Source organism: Eggerthia catenaformis OT 569 = DSM 20559 (assembly GCF_000340375.1).
GTDB classification, from domain to species: Bacteria; Bacillota_I; Bacilli_A; order Erysipelotrichales; family Coprobacillaceae; genus Eggerthia; species Eggerthia catenaformis.
The window spans coordinates 283,604-305,251 of sequence record NZ_KB446648.1; the positions used below are offsets into that span (position 1 = coordinate 283,604).

At 31.5% G+C, this 21,648-nt stretch carries 20 protein-coding genes, 1 pseudogene and 1 riboswitch; of the genes and pseudogenes, 13 read left to right on the plus strand and 8 right to left on the minus strand.

The window, feature by feature from the left end; all coding sequences use genetic code 11:
- From HMPREF9943_RS06205 to HMPREF9943_RS06220, 4 genes are all read left to right on the plus strand, one after another.
- A partial coding sequence (locus HMPREF9943_RS06205) for a Cna B-type domain-containing protein (protein ID WP_004803156.1) occupies nucleotides 1-465 on the plus strand: 465 nt, incomplete at its 5' end.
- Nucleotides 466-934: 469 nt separating this feature from the next.
- Nucleotides 935-1,381: a MarR family winged helix-turn-helix transcriptional regulator gene (locus HMPREF9943_RS06210; RefSeq protein WP_004803160.1), complete on the plus strand. Its 447-nt coding sequence runs from the start codon at nucleotides 935-937 to the stop codon at nucleotides 1,379-1,381.
- Nucleotides 1,382-1,385: 4 nt separating this feature from the next.
- The gene (locus tag HMPREF9943_RS06215; RefSeq protein WP_004803161.1) at nucleotides 1,386-3,134 is read left to right on the plus strand and encodes an ABC transporter ATP-binding protein; all 1,749 of its coding nucleotides are present in this window, start codon (nucleotides 1,386-1,388) and stop codon (nucleotides 3,132-3,134) included.
- Nucleotides 3,121-5,031 (plus strand): ABC transporter ATP-binding protein, encoded by a 1,911-nt coding sequence (locus tag HMPREF9943_RS06220; RefSeq protein WP_004803163.1) that lies wholly within the window; start codon nucleotides 3,121-3,123, stop codon nucleotides 5,029-5,031. Before HMPREF9943_RS06215 ends, HMPREF9943_RS06220 begins: the two co-directional genes overlap by 14 nt.
- Nucleotides 5,032-5,680: 649 nt before the next feature.
- On the opposite strand, the gene HMPREF9943_RS06225 is transcribed toward HMPREF9943_RS06220, so the two are convergent.
- Nucleotides 5,681-6,595: a hypothetical protein gene (locus HMPREF9943_RS06225; RefSeq protein ID WP_004803165.1), complete on the minus strand. Its 915-nt coding sequence runs from the start codon at nucleotides 6,593-6,595 to the stop codon at nucleotides 5,681-5,683.
- Nucleotides 6,596-6,686: 91 nt separating this feature from the next.
- On the opposite strand from HMPREF9943_RS06225, the gene lepB reads away from it, so the two are divergent.
- The 3 genes and pseudogenes from lepB to HMPREF9943_RS10505 all read left to right on the plus strand — a co-directional run.
- Nucleotides 6,687-7,193 (plus strand): signal peptidase I, encoded by a 507-nt coding sequence (gene lepB, locus HMPREF9943_RS06230; RefSeq protein WP_004803166.1) that lies wholly within the window; start codon nucleotides 6,687-6,689, stop codon nucleotides 7,191-7,193.
- A gap of 362 nt (nucleotides 7,194-7,555) precedes the next feature.
- Nucleotides 7,556-9,328 carry a myosin/kinesin family protein gene (locus tag HMPREF9943_RS06235; RefSeq protein ID WP_004803169.1) on the plus strand — a complete coding sequence of 591 codons (1,773 nt, stop codon included), beginning with the start codon at nucleotides 7,556-7,558 and terminating at the stop codon, nucleotides 9,326-9,328.
- 349 nt (nucleotides 9,329-9,677) lie between these two features.
- A pseudogene (locus tag HMPREF9943_RS10505) lies at nucleotides 9,678-9,749 on the plus strand (sunset domain-containing protein); the annotation flags it as partial.
- A 333-nt stretch (nucleotides 9,750-10,082) separates the two neighbouring features.
- Here the strand turns inward: HMPREF9943_RS10505 and gdhA are convergent.
- Nucleotides 10,083-11,429 (minus strand): NADP-specific glutamate dehydrogenase, encoded by a 1,347-nt coding sequence (gene gdhA / locus HMPREF9943_RS06240; RefSeq protein ID WP_004803171.1) that lies wholly within the window; start codon nucleotides 11,427-11,429, stop codon nucleotides 10,083-10,085.
- Nucleotides 11,430-12,020: 591 nt separating this feature from the next.
- Between gdhA and HMPREF9943_RS09730 the strand changes: the two genes are divergently transcribed.
- From HMPREF9943_RS09730 to HMPREF9943_RS06255, 3 genes are all read left to right on the plus strand, one after another.
- Nucleotides 12,021-12,815 carry a hypothetical protein gene (locus HMPREF9943_RS09730; RefSeq protein ID WP_155957282.1) on the plus strand — a complete coding sequence of 265 codons (795 nt, stop codon included), beginning with the start codon at nucleotides 12,021-12,023 and terminating at the stop codon, nucleotides 12,813-12,815.
- A 66-nt stretch (nucleotides 12,816-12,881) separates the two neighbouring features.
- Complete coding sequence (locus HMPREF9943_RS06250) at nucleotides 12,882-13,106, plus strand: hypothetical protein (protein WP_004803174.1); 225 nt, start codon at nucleotides 12,882-12,884, stop codon at nucleotides 13,104-13,106.
- Between the two features lie 21 nt (nucleotides 13,107-13,127).
- A complete protein-coding gene (locus HMPREF9943_RS06255; RefSeq protein ID WP_004803177.1) occupies nucleotides 13,128-13,637 on the plus strand; it encodes a DUF308 domain-containing protein in 510 nt (169 codons plus the stop codon).
- A 36-nt stretch (nucleotides 13,638-13,673) separates the two neighbouring features.
- On the opposite strand, the gene HMPREF9943_RS06260 is transcribed toward HMPREF9943_RS06255, so the two are convergent.
- Nucleotides 13,674-14,387 (minus strand): MIP/aquaporin family protein, encoded by a 714-nt coding sequence (locus HMPREF9943_RS06260; protein ID WP_004803179.1) that lies wholly within the window; start codon nucleotides 14,385-14,387, stop codon nucleotides 13,674-13,676.
- Nucleotides 14,388-14,466: 79 nt separating this feature from the next.
- Here HMPREF9943_RS06260 and HMPREF9943_RS06265 point away from each other — a divergent pair, with 79 nt between their 5' ends.
- Nucleotides 14,467-14,853: a hypothetical protein gene (locus HMPREF9943_RS06265; protein ID WP_040402714.1), complete on the plus strand. Its 387-nt coding sequence runs from the start codon at nucleotides 14,467-14,469 to the stop codon at nucleotides 14,851-14,853.
- A 7-nt stretch (nucleotides 14,854-14,860) separates the two neighbouring features.
- On the opposite strand, the gene HMPREF9943_RS06270 is transcribed toward HMPREF9943_RS06265, so the two are convergent.
- The 5 genes from HMPREF9943_RS06270 to HMPREF9943_RS06290 form a co-directional block, all read right to left on the minus strand.
- Nucleotides 14,861-15,997, minus strand: coding sequence for an AI-2E family transporter (locus HMPREF9943_RS06270; protein WP_004803182.1), 1,137 nt, complete (start codon nucleotides 15,995-15,997; stop codon nucleotides 14,861-14,863).
- Between the two features lie 103 nt (nucleotides 15,998-16,100).
- Nucleotides 16,101-16,835 carry an amino acid ABC transporter ATP-binding protein gene (locus HMPREF9943_RS06275; RefSeq protein ID WP_004803184.1) on the minus strand — a complete coding sequence of 245 codons (735 nt, stop codon included), beginning with the start codon at nucleotides 16,833-16,835 and terminating at the stop codon, nucleotides 16,101-16,103.
- A gap of 9 nt (nucleotides 16,836-16,844) precedes the next feature.
- Entirely contained in the window at nucleotides 16,845-17,573 is a 729-nt protein-coding gene (locus HMPREF9943_RS06280; RefSeq protein ID WP_004803186.1) for an amino acid ABC transporter permease, read from the minus strand.
- A 10-nt stretch (nucleotides 17,574-17,583) separates the two neighbouring features.
- On the minus strand, nucleotides 17,584-18,399 hold the full coding sequence (locus HMPREF9943_RS06285; protein ID WP_004803188.1) for a transporter substrate-binding domain-containing protein: 816 nt from the start codon (nucleotides 18,397-18,399) through the stop codon (nucleotides 17,584-17,586).
- Nucleotides 18,400-18,449: 50 nt separating this feature from the next.
- Nucleotides 18,450-18,613: riboswitch (Lysine riboswitch) on the minus strand.
- A gap of 81 nt (nucleotides 18,614-18,694) precedes the next feature.
- Nucleotides 18,695-19,912, minus strand: a complete 1,218-nt coding sequence (locus HMPREF9943_RS06290; protein WP_004803190.1) for an AI-2E family transporter — start codon at nucleotides 19,910-19,912, stop codon at nucleotides 18,695-18,697.
- Nucleotides 19,913-20,019: 107 nt separating this feature from the next.
- On the opposite strand from HMPREF9943_RS06290, the gene HMPREF9943_RS06295 reads away from it, so the two are divergent.
- Together HMPREF9943_RS06295 and HMPREF9943_RS06300 are read left to right on the plus strand one after the other, a co-directional pair.
- Nucleotides 20,020-20,601, plus strand: a complete 582-nt coding sequence (locus HMPREF9943_RS06295) for a hypothetical protein (RefSeq protein ID WP_040402717.1) — start codon at nucleotides 20,020-20,022, stop codon at nucleotides 20,599-20,601.
- A 23-nt stretch (nucleotides 20,602-20,624) separates the two neighbouring features.
- Entirely contained in the window at nucleotides 20,625-21,635 is a 1,011-nt protein-coding gene (locus HMPREF9943_RS06300) for a nucleoid-associated protein (RefSeq protein ID WP_004803193.1), read from the plus strand.
- Nucleotides 21,636-21,648: the final 13 nt, after the last annotated feature.

A 21,648-nucleotide genomic window follows, 5' to 3' on the forward strand; every position in this document is an offset into this window, starting at 1 on the left:
GAAAAGGTAGAGGGCTACGAAACAAAAGTAGAAGGCTACAACATCAAGAATACGCATACACTTGAAAAGACGGAGCTTAAGGTCACAAAGACATGGGATGATGAAAACGATAAGGATAAGATCAGACCTGCAAGCATTACTGTTCGCTTATATGCTAACGGAAAAGAGAAGGAAAGCATCGTGCTTGACAAGAGCAACGGATGGACATATGCATGGAAGAACCTTGACAAGTATGAGAACGGTAAGGAGATCAGGTATACGGTTACTGAGGATAAGGTCAAGGGCTATGAGAGTGAGATTGACAGCAGCAATGCAAAGGATATTAAGATCAAGAACACGCATAAGCCGGAGAAGCCTAAGACTCCAGACACGGGAGATCATTCAGACATCATGATGCAGATGATCATGATGATGGGATCACTTCTTGGAATAGCTCTTATCACAAGAAAGAAAATTAAAGCTTAATATTATTAAAAACATAGTTGAACATATTGTTCTTCTATGTTTTTTTAATTGAGTAAATGTAATGGACTATGGTCAGTAATAAGGAACAGATTTATAAAATATTACTATATTCTTATAAGAGAATGATGTGTATGGTATGTTCTATTCCTAATGACTTTATTGAAACTATTATAGAAATAGCCTCTTATCATCAATACTATTACTTTAATTGTTTTTATTAGATTAGTTTTTCATTAAATTTATCATTTATATATTTTTAAAATACGGGTGTACTATACATAGCTTAATTATTAACATTCTTTTTATCTATTTCTCTCAATTGAATATAGGCATATTTGATGAGTTCTTATTAATAGTTTTTTTATTTTAAAGCTATAAAAAATAATCATTTATTTTTACTTGAATTGATATTTAAAACAATTATAATGTAAGGTACCTAAATATTAGGTAGCTAACAAAGAGGTGCATTATGAAAATAGATATTAAGCTGACAGAGTATATTAGAAGTGCGGGGCGCTTTATATATGACAATACCGGAAGAAAAGCAGGTCAAAAGCGTGCTTTATATATGCTTGCTAAACACTCTATGATGACACAGAGAGAATTACAGGACTATCTTGATATTAAAGCAAGTTCAATGAGTGAAATTCTATGTAAGCTGGAAGCAGAAGATTTTTTAGTTAGAAAAAGATCAAAAAATGATCTGAGACAAATTAATCTGACACTTACCGAATCAGGTATAAATCAGATGATGAATAATAAAAAGAATTATGAAAAGATGATTGCATATTTATATAAGGACTTTAGTAAGGAAGAGAAAGAAACTTTATGTAAGTTATTAGAAAAGCTTAATAATAACTGGAATGAATTAAAAGATGATGTTAAGTTTCGGAAAATGACAGAAAGGAAAGAATGATATAATGATTAAAACATTGGTAAAAAGTTTACGTGAATTTAAAAAAGATTCTATTAAAACACCGCTTATTGTATCAGGAGAGGTTGTTATGGAATGTCTTATTCCTTTTGTGATTGCCAGACTCGTTAATTTGTTACAACGCGGTCAGGCAACTATGGATGTATTGATCAAATATGGTGGGATATTATTATTACTGGCTTTATTATCATTATTCTTTGGGGCATGGGCCGGTATTACAGCAGCTAATGCCAGTGCCGGGTTCGGTAAAAATCTGAGAAGAGATTTATTTGAATCAGTAAGTAATTTTTCATTTGAAAATATTGATAAATTTTCAGCTTCTTCTTTGGTTACCAGAATGACTACCGATATTACTAATGTACAGATGGCTTTTATGATGGTTATCAGAGTAGCTGTCAGAGCACCGTTAATGATTATATTTTCATTTACAATGGCAGTGCTTATGGGAGGAAGACTGGCACTTATATTCTTATTCAGTATTCCTTTTTTAGGGATTGGCTTAGCTATTATTATTAGGAAATCCTTACCTCTGTTCAGGGCAGTATTTAATAAATATGATACGCTTAATGCTTCTGTTCAGGAGAATATTAACGGAATTAGAGTTGTAAAGTCTTTTGTAAGAGAAAAATATGAAATTGATAAATTTGATCGGGCAGTAGAGGATGTGAGACAGGATTTTACAAAGGCTGAAAAAATATTAGCTTTAAATACACCTATGATGCAATTTGCATTATATACGGTTATGGTATTCACGTTGTCATTCGGGTCATATCTTGTGATCACAACTCGAGGGATCGATTTAAATGTCGGACAATTATCTTCGCTGCTTACTTATTCATTTCAGGTTTTAATATCATTAATGATGCTTTCTATGGTTTTTGTTATGATAACAATATCTACAGAATCAGCAGAACGTATAGTTGCCGTATTGATTGAAAAGAGCTCCATAGTGAACCCTGAGTATCCGATTTATGAGGTAGCTAATGGTGATATTTCATTTAAGAATGTATCCTTTAAATATTCCAGGAAGGCGGAGCGTTATGCCTTGGAAAATATAAATATAGATATTAAAAGCGGGCAAACTATCGGCATTGTTGGAGGAACAGGGTCTTCTAAATCATCACTAATTCAGCTTATTTCTCGTTTGTATGACACAACTGAAGGAGATGTTTATGTAGGAGACAGAAATGTTAAAGAGTATGATCTGGTCACATTAAGAGATCAGGTGGCTGTTGTTTTACAGAAAAATGTTTTATTCTCAGGAACTATTAAGGATAACCTTAGATGGGGAAATAAAGAGGCTACTGATGAGGAAATCAGAGAAGCATGTCATTTAGCCTGTGCTGATGAGTTTATTGATTTAATGCCTAAGGGCTACGATACGTATATAGAGCAGGGAGGAAGTAATGTATCAGGAGGACAGAAGCAACGGTTATGTATTGCCAGAGCATTATTAAAGAAACCTAAAATCTTAATCTTAGATGATTCAACAAGTGCTGTTGATACAAAAACGGATGCAAAAATAAGAGATGGTCTTAGAAGGTTTATTCCTGCAACAACAAAGATTATTATTGCTCAAAGAATAGCATCAGTAGAGGATGCTGATCAGATTATTGTTATGAGTAAGGGAACAATTAATGCAATAGGGACACATGAAGAATTATTAAAAACAAATGAGATATATAAAGAAGTCTATACTTCACAAAACAAGGTTGGTGATAATGATGGCAAGTAATAAATCAAAGCTTTCTTTAGTTAAGAAAGGAACATTTAAAAGATTACTGAAAATGATGCTCTCATTCTTTCCGATTCTTATTCCTTCAGTATTATTATTAATATTAATTAATGCGGTTATTTCAGCAATACCGGCTGTTTTTCAGCAAAATATTATTGCAATCATTGAACAGACTTTAAAGACTCATGGCTCATGGGCTACTGCTTCCGGTAAAATATTTGGTTATTTGGCAGTTCTTATATTATTGTATGTACTGTCATTACTGGCATCATTTGGCTACACCAGATTAATGGCTGTTATTACTCAGGGAGCACTTGCTAAATTTAGAAAAGTTATTTTTGAGAAGATGGAAACTCTACCTATCAGATATTTTGATACCAATGCTCATGGGGATATCATGTCTACCTATACAAATGATATAGATGCCTTACGACAGATGGTTTCTCAGTCATTCCCACAGCTAACATCAACATTTATCGTTTTAATAACACTGGCATGTATTATGATGTATTATTCCTTTAATCTCTTTATGGTTGTTGTCTTAGGACTTATTCTAATGCTTATTGTAACAAAGGAATTAGGTGAACGTTCAGCAAAGTACTTTGTAAAGCAGCAGGTGACCCTGGGAGAAACAGAAGGGTATATAGAAGAAATGATGAACGGACAGAAGGTTATTAAAGTTTTTAATCATGAGCAGGAATCTTTAGAGGGCTTTGATAAGGTGAATGATGCATGGTTTGAATCAAGCAGAAGAGCGAATACCTATTCTAATATATTAGGTCCTATTCTTCATAATATGTCTAATATTTTATATGTTATTGTGGCTATTACGGGAGGAATCTTATTATTAGTAAAAGCTCCTAATATGTCTATTTCGGGAATGGCTTTAAGTATTTCTATCGTTGTACCATTCCTAAATATGACAAAGCAGTTTACCGGCAGTATTGGACAAGTTTCTCAACAGATTAATTCAGTTATTATGGGACTTGCCGGAGCGACCCGTATTTTTAATTTGCTTGATCAGGAAAGTGAAGAAGATAACGGCTATGTAACGTTGGTCAATGTAAGGGAAGAAAACGGCAAGCTTGTAGAAACGAGTGAAAGAACTGAAAAATGGGCATGGAAGTATCCTCATGCTGACGGCACAATAACTCTTTCTAAAATGGAAGGAGATGTTCAGTTGGAACATGTAGATTTTGCTTATAATCCGGATAAGATGATTCTTCATGATATATCTGTTTTTGCTAAGCCTGGACAGAAAGTTGCTTTTGTAGGTGCAACGGGAGCAGGTAAAACAACTATTACTAATTTAATTAATAGATTTTATGATATTAAAGATGGCAAGATCAGATATGATGGTATTAATATAGATAAGATTAAAAAATCGGATTTAAGAAGATCATTAGGTATTGTTTTACAGGATACTAATCTGTTCACAGGAACTGTCATGGATAATATTAGATATGGATATTTAGAAGCTGGTGATGCAGAATGTCAGGCGGCTGCCAAACTGGTAGGAGCTCATGATTTTATTACTAGACTTCCTGAAGGATATAATACAAAACTTGATAATAATGGTTCTAACTTATCTCAGGGGCAGCGTCAGCTGATTGCGATTGCCAGAGCAGCAGTTGCAAATCCTCCGGTGATGATCTTAGATGAAGCAACTTCATCTATTGATACAAGAACAGAAGCTATTGTACAAAGAGGTATGGATGCTTTAATGTATGGACGTACAGTCTTTGTGATTGCACATAGATTATCTACTGTTCAAAACAGTGATGTTATTATGGTTTTAGATCAGGGAAGAATTATTGAAAGAGGAAATCATAAGGATCTTATCAAACAAAAAGGACAGTATTATCAGTTATATACCGGAGCTTTTGAATTAGAATAATGAGAATCCCTTTATCAAATGATAAAGGGATTTGGTCTTTCTTTGATATAAATGTGGGATAGTCCCTTATTATAGAGGATAAGTATTATGAAAAAATTATGATCAGTCCTTCTTGAAGGTTTATGAATGTCTGATTAATAAGATATTATATAAAATCAGAAAGAAAGAGGAGATTAATATGCTTATTTTCTGACTAACAGGATATAAGCATATTTCTTATGATAAAACATTGACTTATGATGATTTTTTTTAAAAACATTCCTCATTTTAAGCCTAATAGAAAATTAGTGAGAGGGAAAACATATTGAAAAGACATTAAGAACTCCACAGACTCTTGAAGAGTATATCTATCTTTGTGATGATTCTCTTCACTCTGTTTTAAAAGAAGTTTACCAAGTGATTTCAGATAAGATGAATGGAGCAGCAGAAAAAATATCATGGGGTATGTCAACATGAATATCATTCATTTTGTTGCTAAAAACATTTAGGTATTTATCTCGGAGTGAAAGCGATTGATCATTTTTCTTTGAAATTAAAAAAATATTGCTTCAGTAAGGGAGCTATACAGTTTCCCTATCATAAAATATCTTTAGATTTGATTAAAGAGAATAATTAAAATCCTTGTACTAGTACAAGGATTTTAATTTGTTTATTCAGTGGACAGTGTTTTATCTTTCAGAAAATAGTAGTGATATCGTCTGTTTCTACAATAAGTACGCACAACAGCCTGCCAGTCAGAATGTCTTGTAAATTCAACAATATAAATTTCTAAGCCATTATTCTTGGCATTCTGGAAATAGTTCTTATAATTAGCTGAAACAGCTGTATCCTGTTTAATGGTTTTATGATTCTTTTCATCAAAAATAGTAAATACTTCTTCTTTAAAAATACCATGAATTAATTCATGAACTTCAATAGGTTGGCTAGAAGGATCAGATTTTGTTCCTTCTGCTTTTTTTTGACCTTCTTCTTCAGCTTTGATTTTCTGCTGCTTTAAGCGAGTCAGATAAGTTTCTACATATGTCTGTCCATCAGTCACAATAACTTCTAGATTGTTTTGATAGAATATTTCTAATAGATTGGTAATAGAATTATAAATAGTTTCATTGTTTTTAACTTTATAAAGATCTAAACCGGATAAATAGACTCCAAAGAAACCTTTATCTTTTAGCATATAAGCATCTTTTGTAATATGTTGAATCCATTGTTTATGAGTAATATCTATATAATTTGTTCCTTTAATTTTTGTATATTTCTTATCTGAACTTTTTGAAAGAGAATAGGCAGTATAAAGCTTTTTTGTATTCTTATTATAGAGCTGCTGAGTTTCTTCTTTTGTGAGTGAAGTCCCTTTAGAAATAATAAGTGTATTATAATGATATTTAAGATTTAAGACTTGTTTTAAAGGCATTCCTGTTAATAAGCCATAATTTTTTTTATCTAGAGTCTTTGTTTTTTTAGTTACTTCTTTTTTGACTGTTTCTTTTGTTTTCTTAACTGACTGACATCCCGTGAGCAGTAAGAGTAACACTAAGCATAGAGATAAAATTTGATTTTTTTTCATATCTTTGCCTCACTTCAACCACAAGAATACCATAAAATAATAAAAATGCAAATAAGATAATAGATGTGATATAATAAGACAGGTGATTAAAATGAAAGAAAAGAAAAAAATAGATATTAAGAAAGAATTATTAGACTACTTAAAAGTTATTCTTATTACTGTAGTAATTACTTATTCAATATTATACTTTATTCAAATCTCTAGAGTAGTAGGAGATTCTATGGAACCTAATTATCACAACAATAATATTGTTTTAGTAAATAAGAAGTTCTATAGCTATAGTAATGTTAAATATGGAGATGTTGTTGTTGCGGAAACTGCTTTTGGTGATAAAAAGGAACAAATCATTAAAAGAGTTATTGGTAAAGAAGGAGATACTATTGCCTGTGTTAAAGGATATATCTATCGTAATAAACAGAAGCTTAATGAGACATATATTAAAGAGAAGATGGAAGATAATGACTGGAGTTATAAAGTAGGTAAAGGTCAAGTATTTGTAATGGGTGATAATCGTAATAATTCTTCTGACTCTAGAGTATTGGGAGCTTTAGATTTTAAGGAAGCAATTGTTGGCAAAGTCTTTTTTAAATTTTTTTAATGATTTAGAATGTTTGTAAGAAAACAAGCCGCATTTACTGCTTTTAAGCAAAGAACTTTGATATACTATATAAACTCTTGCAGCCGGAAGTTTTACTGTAAGGAATGTGTGAGTAGTAAAATAGTAGTATTTTATACTAAATATTTTAGTGACTAAAGATTGAATTATTGAATACAGGGATATAAAATAAATGCTGAACTCTTTATAACAAAAACCTTATTGCAGACAAAAAAGTACTTGACAAAACGCTTCATCGTATAAAAAGCAAGAGGTCTTAAAATAAAAGGGCTTACAAATGAAATTATTTTGCATTATATATTTATTTATGCTTATAATAAGCTACAGGAAGAGGAGGCGAACCTATGGCTTATAAATTTATTATGACTAGAGGAAATGCTATTTTAAATTTCTCTGAAGAATATTGTCAAAGCAGATGTGAATTGATTGAAAGTGAATCTTTTTTTAGGGTATTACGTAAGTTTGTGAGAGATAATGCCAGAAGAGAGACTAGACTTTATACTTATTTGCATAATGTACAGAGTGATGATATTACAGTGGCAAATGATTTAAGAGATATCTTTAGACTGTTATTGATTATGACACCAAAGGAAGTATCAGTAACTAAGCCTGAATTAAAAGAATATTTACAAGATGATGAGATGATTGAAAAGATGGTAGAAGATCTTTATGCTTTCTGGCGAAAGCTGCAAAGATATGCTATTGTCTTTAATGATAGAAGAAGAGAAGGCGGTTATCAGAATGTAGGGTTTGTAGAAGCTCAGACTAAATTTGAAGCTCTGGTTTTAAAGACATATCGATCTATTGAAGAAACAGCACTTGGAAAGAGAAACAAGGTTTATCGACAGACAACATTGGGTGTTAATGCCGGCTTAGCTGTTACTCAGATACGTTCTACTTTACCTTATGAATATAGATGTCTTGATAATATTCCTTTTATTCAGAATGTTGTGATTCATCCGCCTTTCATTGCTTATTCAAAGAGAAATAAACGTGATGGAGTATTTCCTGAGATTAATTATAATCCTATTGAAGATATGCGTTTTGAAGCAGAACAATGGTTCTGTTATCCGGCTAAAATAGGTGATCAGTTATGCTTTGTTTATTTTAATAGAAAATATATGGCACAGGGAGTTACTTTATGTAACTTGTTTGATTTAGCTGATGAAGAAGAATATAGAAATAGAAAACCGGATTTAATTTATGTGTATGGCTATGAAGATGGACAGAAGAATCAGTCATTCTATCAAGACGACAAGAATGATATGATGGTTGCTTTATTATCTTCAAATGATGAATTTGATTATTTTGGATATATGAAAAAAATGTGTCTGACTCTCCATAATGTTAGACAGATTAATAAAGGGAATCTTCCTATTCATGGAGCTATGGTACAGATGAAACTTCATAATAGAGATAATATGAATATTGTAGTTATGGGAGATAGCGGAGCAGGAAAGAGTGAAACAATTGAGCAGATTAAATCACTTGGTGCTGCTTATATTGAGGATATTAAAACAATTTATGATGATATGGGGTTATTATCTTATGATCCGGATACGAAAGAGGTTAAATCATCAGGAACTGAAATAGGTGCTTTTGTCAGGTTAGATGATTTAGATGCCGGCTATTCATTTAAAGAATTAGACAGATCAGTATTTATGAATCCTGATAAAAAGAATGCCAGAGTTGTTATTCCAATCACCAACTATGAAGATGTTGTTGCTAAGCATCATGTAGATATGTTCTTGTATGCTAATAACTATGAAGATACCGGTGAGGCAGTTGAATTTTTTGATAATGCAGATGATGCCTTAAAAGTATTTAGAGCAGGTCAGAGAATGGCTAAAGGAACAACAACTGAACTTGGTTTGGTAGGATCTTATTTTGCAAATCCATTTGGACCGGTACAAAGACAGGAACAGACTGAACCATTGTTGCAAAGCTATTTTAAATCAATGTTTGAACAAGGAATTAAGGTAGGACAGCTACATACAAGATTAGGTATACCCGGTAATGAACATACCGGACCTAAAGAAGCGGCACTTGCTATATTAAAGCTTATCACCGGTGATACTCAGTTAAAAGAATTTCACTTAGTTGATGATGAGGGATAAAGAAATCTTATAATTTATTAAAAAAAGATAATCAGATAAATAATATGTACCTTAAATTCCGGATATATATTATAAATTAAACGGGATACATGGATGTTTCTCTGTATTTTACAGGAGGCATCCATTTTTTGTATGAGTTTTCTTGCTATTATGATGATTTATAACCTTTATCAAGCAGTTTTTTCTGAATAATACCTTGTTTTTTATCTATCCTAAGTTTAAGCTTAGTGTAAAGCTATACGAAAAGATTCTTTTCCTATCTATTTCTATAAAAGATTTGGAGGAAGTTTGACAGTAGAAAATATCTTAAAAGTGGTATCGTAAGAAATTCGTTATATGATACAATAGTGAAAAGAATGTAGTATGGTTTAATTCAGAAGAAGAGGCTAAAAAAGCCGGATACAGACGTGCTAAAAGATAAAAAATGATTAAAAGATGATAGAAATATCATCTTTTTTATTTCATCATTGGAAAATGACTTGAGTAATGAAAATATTATTTTGGTAATATTTATATTATATAATTAGTTATAAAGATAATGAGTGTAGAATTATGAGTTATGAAAAACTGTTTGGACCTATGAAAATAGGAAAGATGGAAGTAAAGATTAGCCATGTCTCCAATGGGGATAAATTCAGCATTTACGAATAAACGTAAGGATGAGCAGGAGATTTATTTAAGTTGGATACAATTAAAGAAGGATATTATGCTGCCAGCAGTATAGATTAAAAAGGTGTGGATATTATCCACACCTTTAATATAATCCTTGAGCAATCATTGCCGCCGCAACTTTTTCAAAGCCGGCAATATTACCGCCTTTAATTAAGTCATAGCCTAAGCCGTATTTTTTAGCTGCAGCTACTGAAGAAGCAACAATATCTTTCATAATCTGATGTAATTTAGTATCAACTTCTTCTTCTGTCCAGTTATATCGCATAGAATTTTGTGACATTTCCAAAGCACTGACAGCAACACCTCCGGCATTGCATGCTTTGGCAGGTCCTAAAATAATTTTCTGTGATAAGAAGTAATTTACACCTTCAGGAGTTGTTGGCATATTAGCAGCTTCAAAGACATATTTAACGCCACTAGCAACTAAAGATTTTGCATCATCTTCATTGATTTCATTCTGTGTTGCTGATGGGAAAGCCATATCTGCTTTTACTTTACCCCAAGGTTTTTCATTCGGATGGAATTCTGCTCCAAATTTATCAGCATAGTCTTTGAGCTTAACTTCATTTTTATTTCTGATCTTTAATAGGAAGTTAAATTTTTCTTCTGTATTAACACCATCTTTGTCATAAACATAGCCATCTCTGCCGGAAATAGTGACAACTCTAGCACCATATTCAGTTGCTTTTTGAGCAATACCCCAAGCAACATTTCCATAACCTGACATTACAATTGTTTTTCCTTTAAATGAATCATTAAAATGTTCTAATACTTCATTAGCATAATAAACAGCTCCATATCCGGTAGCTTCCGGTCTAATTAATGAACCGCCAAATGGCATACCTTTACCGGTTAAGACACCATTGTTCCAGCTGTTTGTAATTCTTTTATATTGACCGTAAAGATAGCCGATTTCTCTGCCGCCAACACCAATATCACCGGCAGGTACATCTATATCAGGACCAATATGACGATATAATTCAGTCATAAAACTCTGACAGAATCTCATGATTTCCGCATCACTTTTATCCTGAGGATCAAAATCAGAACCACCTTTACCTCCGCCGATTGGTAAAGTAGTTAATGAATTTTTAAAAATCTGTTCAAATCCTAAGAATTTAATAATTCCTAAGTTTACACTAGGATGGAATCTTAAACCACCCTTATAAGGACCGATAGCACTATTAAACTGTACTCTGAATCCTCTATTTACATGTACTTTTCCATTATCATCTACCCATGGGACTCTAAACATAATCTGTCTTTCAGGTTCAGTGATTCTTTCAAGCAAAGCCATCTTTTCATATTCAGGGTGTGCTTCAAAGACAGGTTCTAAGCTTTTTAATACTTCGGTTGCAGCTTCAATAAACTCTGGCTGATCAGCATTCTTTTCTTTTAATTCCTCTAATACTTTTTCAACGTATTTCATCTTGAATTCCTCCTATATGACCTTCATTATAACCATTCTTTTTTAAAAAGAAAGAAAAAATTATTAAAAAAATAAAAAAAAATCATACATTTGTCAACACTAAAATATTAAAACTGATTATCTAATAATTATAATAGAATGAATAGAGAATTCTGAGAATCAAGAAGTAGTTCCTTATGATAAGTATTTACCGTCAAGACATTTTATAAAGGAGTTGAAACCTCTTGAAATTAATAGAAACAGCAAGCTTATCTATAAGAGAGAGAATCATCTTATAAGACTTAAATAAGAAGCAGAATATAGAGTGATTTTTTAATGTTTTATAATAATTGTGATATAATAGTAAAAATTATTTAGAACGTATTTTATGAGAATAAAGTTATGATTATTAATAGGATTAGAAGACATAGTAAATATATTTTTTTATTCATCTCTGTACTTTGGATGATATTTACAGGATCACTTTTGTTTATACAAAACAGGACTAAATATATTATCTTAATGAATTTCTTAGACTTACATTTAAGATCGGTTGATTTAGTTTATATTTTCACTATAATAATTGCTTTATGGTGTATATATGGACTGAGAATGGCTTGGAAAAAGTATTCTAAGAAAATAATAAAAATCATTATTATAATCGGATGGATAGGTTTAATATTAGCCTTTTTATTCGGATCATTTGTTGTGCTGTTAAATCATAGTGTTACAAGATATCATGAATTTTCTTCTCCTGATAAAAAATATACCTTAATAGTAAGAGAATCATCATTTTTATTGCTTTCTGAGATAAGTCTTTATGAAAGAAAAAATCCGTTTTTTATAGAGAAAATAAAAAATAGTACTGTCGGAACAGATGATGGCTATACTCCTATTTCTCAGGGCAGTTATTGGATTAAGTGGAATAAAAATACAGTAACACTGGCTATCGATGGTAATTGGAATAATCAAAGCTGGACAACTATCAAAGTTATCTTTGAAAAGAATAAACATAAATCCGAAATCGGTACGATTTATCCAAAAGGAAAACCATCTTATATAACTGATGATTCCGGTAAGAAGAAAGCTAATCAAAGCAATGCTGCTGATAAAAAAATACAAGATAAATTAAATAATCTTTCTGTAGATAACGTAATAAAAATTCCTAATTCAGAATTTGGAATTATTCAGGTTGATCAGGCAATGTCAAGAGTACAATGGTTTTTTGTGAAAATTTCTGAGAATAAAAAGGTTTTTATTTCAGAACTTCCGGATACTAAGCCAAATGTTAATGCCAAAATGAATGTAAAAGGAGTAATATTTATAACATTTAAAGATATTAATGGGAATACAAGTAAATATAAATCTGCTGATCAAGGTAAGAGTTGGATTAAAATCAGAAACTGACTATAAACAATATCTATATTTTATGTTATAATATATCTATATTTTAATTACAGGGGAGGATTAAAGATGGCAAGAAAAAGAAGTTGGACCGGTATTATATTTGGTATTATCTGGTTTTTAATGGCTTTATTTGTGCTTATAAACTATTTATCAGGAAATCTTGGAAGCTTTTATGTTCCGAGAATATTAATGATATTTTATGATATTTTCGGAATAATTCCCGGAGCTATCATTCAATTAGTATTAAGCGGATTACTGGTATTCTTTAGTGCAGTACCAAGAAGAAAGTAAATTTAAAAAGGGGGCGTAATTTTGACTGAAAAATTAGTACATCGCCTGGAGGATAGACAGCAGGTTTTTGTTTTTGTCTTAGTAGGGATATTGTGTATTATTATACCTGACGTATTAATAGATTATGTTCCCTATATTGTAGGAATATTATTTATTATAGATGCTGCTGTTAATTTATATGCTTATTATTTTAAAAAAGCCAAGGTAGCAGTAGGAAAAAGCATTATTCTGCTTATTTTATCGGTAGTCTTAATGATTCAGCAGGAAAACTCTATTACTGTATTAAGTATTATGTGGGCATTACTTACCTTAGAAGAATGTGCTCAAGGGATTGATGAATTTATTCAAAATAAATCTTTTAATCTCTTTAGAGGAGGCTGGATGATTATTTCTATTCTACTGTCAATTGCTTTAATGTATGATCCTAATCATCATCTTACATTTCATATGATTGTATTAGGATTTGAAATGATTGCAAATGCATTTATTAAGACTCATCATTTATATAAGATTGGTAAATATGAGATATAAAAAGGTCTGCATTAAAATAATGCAGACCTTTAATTATTACTTATTAGTCATTAATTTATAGATTGTAACAGCAAGCACTGCTCCAAGCAAAGGAGCAATAATAAACAACCATACCTGATTTAGAGCAGTACCTAAGCCGGCTAATTTTAAAATAATAGCCGGAGCTAAGGAACGGGCAGGATTAACGGATGTTCCTGTGAGAGCTATGCCAAAGAAATGAACAAGCGTTAAGACGCTACCGATTGCTAATCCTCCTGTAGAAGAATAGTTTTCTTTTTTAGAAACTGATAATACTACAAATACAAAGATGCCTGTAAGGATAATTTCAGTTAAAAAAGCACCAATGAGTGTAATATTCATTAAGCTGGCTTTCTCAAAGCCATTAGCTCCAAGTCCTACAGTTTTAAGTTCAGCATTTGGAATATTACTGATTAAAGCAAATAAAAGAGCACTGGCGCTTAATGCTCCTAATAGCTGAGAAAACATATATAAGAACATATCTTTTAAAGAAATTCTGTTGTCAAAGTACATAGCTAAAGAAACTGCCGGATTAACATGACCTCCTGAAATATGTCCAATACTATAATAAACAGCTACAATTGTTAGTCCAAAGACTATCGGTACGGTTAATATAAGTAAAGCATTGGCAGAAGCTCCTGAATATAAGACTGCGGATCCGGTACCAAAGAATACTAGAATAAATGTACCAATAAATTCAGCTAGATAAGCTCGTAAATTAAAATCTTTCATAATATTTCTCCTTTTTTGTATTGTAACATTTCACTTTTCTTTGTCAAATAGCTATGATACAATTTATCCGGTGATATTTATGAAGAAGAAATATAGAGAAATGCGACATACAATAGTTATGAGTATTCTGCTTATTGCTCTTTTAAGTGCAACAGTTTATGGAGTATATGTAGGATCTAAAGCAAAACTGATAGCCGGACTGGCAGCATCAGTTATTTGTACACTTCTGTTATTGTTTGCATCACAAATTATTATAGATGATACATACTTAGTAACTTATGATTATTACATATTTATTAATATTCCTAGAATGATTTATTATCGGGATATTAAAGAAATTAAACAAATAAATAGACATTGTTTAGATATTTATTATAAGAATAAGCATGTTAAGATGTATGTTTTTAATAGTAATCAGGTATTAAAAGACTATAATGAAATAAGAAATAAAAAAAGCTCAGTTTGAGCTTTTTTTATAACTCTGCTTCGGTATTCTGTTCATACATCTGTTTGAGATTCTTTCTCCAGATAAAATCTTTGTAGATAAAATCACAGATAGCGGCTGTTGGGATCGCAAGTAAGATACCCCATACGCCAAACATACGGCTGCCAACAATAATAAAGATTAAAATCATGATAGAAGAAACTCCTAAAGTATCTCCAAATAAGACCGGCTTAATCAGATAGCCATCAAATGTTTGTAAGATAATAGTAAAGATAATAAACCAGAAAGCCATTAATGGATTGACTAAAAGAAGAATAAATCCGCCAATAATAGCACCTACTATTGGTCCGAATGTAGGTGCCAGATTTGTAACACCTACAATAACTGATACTAAAGCAGTAAAAGGCATATGCATTATTGTCATAAAGAGAAAATTAATGCAGCCAATAATAAAGCCATCTAATAAATCACATAAGATATAGCGAATAAAGATACGATTAACTCTTCTCCAGAATTCAGCAACAGCATTATATTTATTTGGCTTTAAGACAGCTTTTAAGAATGCTCTTAAACTTCTTTGAAGATTAGAAGCATAAATTAAAAAGTAAATAGCGAGAATAAAAGCTATCACAAGATTAAATAAACTGACTCCAATATTAACGGAAGTACTGATAATATTATTAATATTTCTAGGAATCATACCGGCAATCTGTTTTAGGGCATCTCCTCCGGCATTTGTCAGATAAGAAATATCAATATTATATTCTTTAGCGATAGAGGCAAGATTAGCTAGCCATAATTGTAAAGAATGAGAGTAGCTGTCAAAGTTAGAAAACAATCCGACAATTGATTTTACAATAGGTGGAATTAATGCAAAGCCTAATATTGTAAGAGCCAGTATAATTAAAATAAATGTTGTAAAGACTGAGAGACTTCTACTATGTTTTCCTTTAAATACTTTTTTTTCAAAAAAAGCAACTCCGGGATCTAAGATATAGGCAATAATCAAACCATAAATAACAGGAGAAATAAACCTGAAAATATGGGATAATCCCAGTAGAATCATATCAAAATGATTGATTATAGAATAAAATGTAATTGCGATACATAAAGCAATACTATAGCTTACCCAGTTTTTATTGAGCCATTCTTTTTTAAATTTCATAAAAGACTCCTTTCTAAGTATTGGTATTATAACATTTACAATGAATAATATACAAGAAAATAAGAGTAAACCTGCCACCTAATTATCAGCAGCAGGGTTACTCTTATTGATTAAAGCGTGAAAGGAATTGTTTTGTACGTTCTTTCTGAGGGTGATTAAAGATCTGATCAGGTGTTCCTTTTTCACAGACATAGCCTTTATCCATAAAATAAATGATATCACTTACTTCAGAAGCAAACTGCATTTCATGAGTAACAATGGCCATTGTCAGTCCATGTTTAGCCAGTCCTTTAATAACATCCAGAACATCACCAACCATTTCCGGATCAAGAGCACTTGTGGGTTCATCAAATAACAAGACATCAGGATTCATACATAAGCTGCGAGCAATAGCAACTCTTTGTTTTTGACCGCCTGAAAGAGTGATTACAGAAGCATTAGAAAATTGCTCCATGCCTACTTTTCTAAGATTATCTAAAGCAATTTTTTTTGCTTCATCTTTACTTTTCTTTAAAACTTTTATTTGAGCAATGACACAGTTATCGAGAACGCTTTTATTAACAAAAAGATTGAAAGACTGAAATACCATACCTACTTTACTGCGATATTCATTGACTTTCATTGAGCTTTTTAAGATATTAGTACCACGATAAAGAATTTCGCCATCACTGGGAATCTCTAAAAGATTAATACATCTTAATAAAGTAGATTTTCCGCTGCCTGATGACCCGATAATTGTAACAACCTGTCCTTTATCAATAGTAAGATTCACATCATGAAGGACATCTAGCTGACCAAATGATTTTTTTAAATGATTAATTTCAATAACATGTTCCATGATTCCCTCCTATGCACAATGATCCATAATTGTAGCAGTATCAGTATGATTTAATTTCTTTTCAATCCTATTTAATATAAATGTAGCAGCAGATGTTAAAAGCAGATACATAATAGCTACTAACATATAAACTTCAGTAAATCTCATTGTACTTCCGGCAATACTTGTTGCCTGGAAATAAAGTTCACTGACTGCAATCGCATTCAGCATACAGCTGTCTTTAATATTAACGATTAACTGATTGCCAATAGATGGAAAAGTATTCTTAATAGCCTGTGGAAAGATGACAGATATCAGAGTCTGAAAATTTGTCATACCTAAAGATTTTGCTGCTTCTTTTTGACCATTATCAATAGATTGAATACCGGATCTGATGATTTCAGCCATATAGGCAGCTGTATTAATGGAAATAATAATCATACCGGCTGTTAAAGATGTCCAGTGAAAAAATGGCTTTAATAGATAATAAAGAAAGACTGCCTGTACCATCATTGGTGTTCCTCTAAAAACCCAGACATAGAGTGAAGTGATCAGATGTCCCAGTTTTTTAAAGAATTTGACAGCCGGTGAATCAAGAGGATCAATTTCTAATGAATGAATAGCTCCGATGATAAGACCTAATATTAAACCGGCAGTTGTGCCGACAATTGCAAAAGCTAATGTCATATAGATGCCATATGTAAATAATGGCCATGATTCTATTAAAGTTTTAAAAGCAAATTTAAAATCAATACTCATAATTTATCCTCTAGTTTGTTGAAGGTGCACGATTAACAGCATCTTCCATAATCTTTAAACGTTCTTTTTGAGAAATACTATCTAAAGCTTTTTGAATTTGTTTAAAATTATCAGATCCTCTTGTTCCTTCTTTTAAGCCGATAGATACTGATGTATCAATATCAAATCCTTTATTTTTATCAAAATGGACAATAGCCAGATTCTTATTAGCTTTAACAATCCCATTCGCAACAGGAAGCTCAGCAGGAACCGCATCAGCATCTTTATTCTGTAAAGCTAATACAAGTTCAGGATAAGTAGCTTTTGGAGTCTGATGCTTAACACCTTTAATCTGATCAATAACAGTATCATAATTGGTATTCTTCTGTCCCATGACTTTTTGACCTGTGAATTGCTGAATACTCTTATAAGAAGCTTGTGGACTATCTTTACGTACAATCATAACCATTTCAGACTGATAATAAGGAGTGGTAAAGTCTACACCTTTTTCTCTTTCTTTATTAGCTGTCATACCGGCAATAATAGCATCAATTTCTCCGCTATTTAAGGCACTGGATAAACCATCCCAGCTAATTTTCTTGATAACAAGTTTTTTACCTAAAGCTTTAGCGATTTTCTGACTCATTACAACATCATAGCCGTCAGCATACCCTGCTCCGCCTTCTAAAGGAACAGATGTATCTGTCTTTTTAGAAGTCTGCCAGTTAAAAGGCTGATAAGCTGCTTCCATACCAACCGTAAATGTTTCTTCTTTCTTATTAGCCAAACCACATCCTGCTAAGCTTAATGCCAGTAATACTGCTAAAGCCAATCTCATAAATTTCATAATTTTTCCTCCTTTAAACAAAAAATAACTATGCGTTAACATAGTCAATGTTCCATGATAACGCCTCTTCTTACGAAGGAGTGAATAGGGTATTTCCCTAGACCCCAAGAAAATAATCACCATTATTTTCTTTCGGCGATGGTTACCTTTCTCTCAGTTCATAGAATGTCTTCTCCCTAAGATACTCTGATGCATCGCTGCCTTTATCTTTTATTTGTTTATAGCCATGATTATATACTTATCACTATTGTTGTCAATAGAAAAAATAAAAAAGCATATGCTTAAAACATATGCACTAGAATAAATGCTCAACTGTCTGACCATCATCATCTACTTCAAGAATTTCTGTTTCAGTGACTTCAATATGCTGTCGATAAAGAGAAATATTGATAATACGATCTAAAAAAGCATAGATAAAAGCTGTTAAAGGGACGGCAATCAAAACTCCAAAGAAACCGAATAATCGTCCAAATACAGTAATTCCCAGTAATACAAATAAGCCACTGATACCGACTGATTTACCAACTACTCTTGGATAGACAATATTTCCTTCAAACTGCTGAAGTGAAACAAAGACAATCACAAATAAGAGAAGCTTATCATAAGCAGCGGCAGAAACTAGAATAGAGCCAATCACTAAGGTAAAAAAGCTTCCAAACATTGGTATAAAGCTAAATATAAAAGCAATTAAGCCAATGATTTCCGGGAAAGGAATACTTAGTATTCTCATAGCAATATAGACAATAGTCATAAATATTGTTGCTTCCAACAACTGTCCGCTGACAAACTTAGTAAAATAATGATGTGCTTCAGCAGCTATCTGAAATATATGTATCGCTCTGTCTTTTTTGAAGATATACAATACTATTTTTCTTAACTGCATAGTATGCTTTTCTTTGCTTGATAATAGATATAGAGACATAAAGAATGCTGTTACACTGGTAACAATTGTATCACTGATTGAACTGATCACACCGGATAAGCTTTTAGATGTCGTTGATGTCAGATTAAGAATATTAACAAGAAATTCATTGATATTAATAGAATTAAAGAAGTTTTGCACATCACTGTAAGTAACCTTAAAGTTTAAATTAAACCGGGTAGATATCTTATTCATAAAGCCGGCCAAACGAGAAATATAATTAGTCATATTATTAATGATCAGACCAATGCTTTCCGCAATTCTAGGAGTAATAAAAGATGTAAAGACGATAATAATCGCAATAAAAATAATAATTGTTCCGGCTATCGCAAAGCCGCGAGAATTCTTTTTAAGAAACTTTAATTCTTTTCTATCTGAATTTTTTAATATCAGCTCTTCTATCTTTTTCATTGGTATATTCATAATAAAACCAATTATAATTGCAATATAGAAGGGTGTACCTAGAGAAAGAATATATCCTATTACATTTAAAACGGACTGAAGATTGTAAACAACAAAAGATAATAGAACCGCAAATAGGATGTAAACAAATATCTTATCTTTAGGTAAATACTGTTTATGTTTGTCCATCAGAGTCACCTCTTTATTATCATAACATAAAGTGAGCAATAATAAAATAATCAAGGTTTATTGAAATAAAATTGTATGCTATAATAAGAAAAAGGAAGGTTATGAATATGAAACTGACACGAAAAGCATCTGTATTATTATTTTGCAGTGTAATAGTTTTAGTTGTTTTAATCAGTTATCTGCTGATTCCTAAAGTCACTCCTGAAAAGAAAACTGCTGAATATCAGTATGAGATGCTTTTAGAGAATATGGATATAAAAGCATCAGGGGAAATCATTACCGGCAGTAATGCGTCAGCTAAATATATTGCTTATAAGATCACTGTCAGTCAGGGTGAATTAATGGGAGGATATAAGCTTTCTAAAACTCAGACATTTGTAAAGACAGTTCAGCTGACAGCTCCTAAGAATAATGAAATGATTGATAATAAGCAGGCTACGCATATGGCCTATTCTTTTTTGCTGACAGGTGATATTATTCAGGTTACAAATAAGGATACTAAAGAAAAGGAAATCATAATAGAGAATGGTTCTGTCAGCTTTGCTCGTATTCCTTTTATTCTTTCTGATAAACAGGATCAAGCTTTTATTAAGGGAGCAAAGTCTTCTAAGACAAAAAAAGTCAGTTATGCACGTTTAAAACTGGCAATCAAGGATCCATTATTGCGTAAAACAATGATTGATATCTAATCATTGTTTTTTAAGGAGGAAATATGACAGAAATAAAAAAAATAAATACAATTATTATCAATAAGATATTAATACATATGCTTGATTTTGAGCATGATACTATTCATTTAAGTGATGAGTTTGTTAAGTTGAATGATACAACATGGCAATATTATCATAAGAAAACAGAAAAAGCATTGTATAATACTCAGCTTAAGGAAGTTATTGTACCAAGTCTTCATGAATTATTATTAAGAGGTGCTAAAATGATGGAAAGCGAAGAAGAATTCAAGAGAGGAGCAAAGGCTATCTCGGAAAGATTCTTTGGACTGGGAAGACATATTGAAGCGATGAGCAATGCTAATATGTTTTATGTTGATTGTTATCAGGATGGCGTTCACATGCTGGCTTGTTTAAAAGTTAATTATAAGTATGTTCCTGTTACGATTGTTGAAGATCATAATGTACGTATTTCTAAAAAACAGGTTTTACCTCCAACAGGAAATAATATTGATGAAGCTGTTCTTATTGATTTAGATCATCAGAAAATCTTTATTTTAGAAAAAAAATATCTGATTGACGGTAAGATGAGTTTTTATTTAAATGAGCAATGGATTAAGGGTGAAGAGAAATTGACTGATCGACAGAAATTTAATACGATGAAGAAAGTTGTTCAAAGAGTAGATGATGCTTACCATCCTAATAATCAGATAGAGTCAATGCCTGTATTAAAACAAGAATTAGCTGATAGACTGATGAATCACGATCCTATTAAACCCATAGAAATTGTTAAAAAAGTCATGTCTGCAAATGAAGAGGCCAGTGAAGAATCTGAGCTGATGCTTAAAGATATGGGTATCGGTGAAGAAGATGTTATTAAGAGTATTCAGATTAATAAAATGTTTGATAAATGTAAAATAGTAACTGATAATGAGATTGAAATTACTATGCCTATAGAAGATTATATCAATGAAATGAATATTGAAAAAGTTCATAATTCTAATGGAACAATAAATATTATTTTAAAGAATATTAATGAAATTATTATAAAATAATAAAACTTTTCTG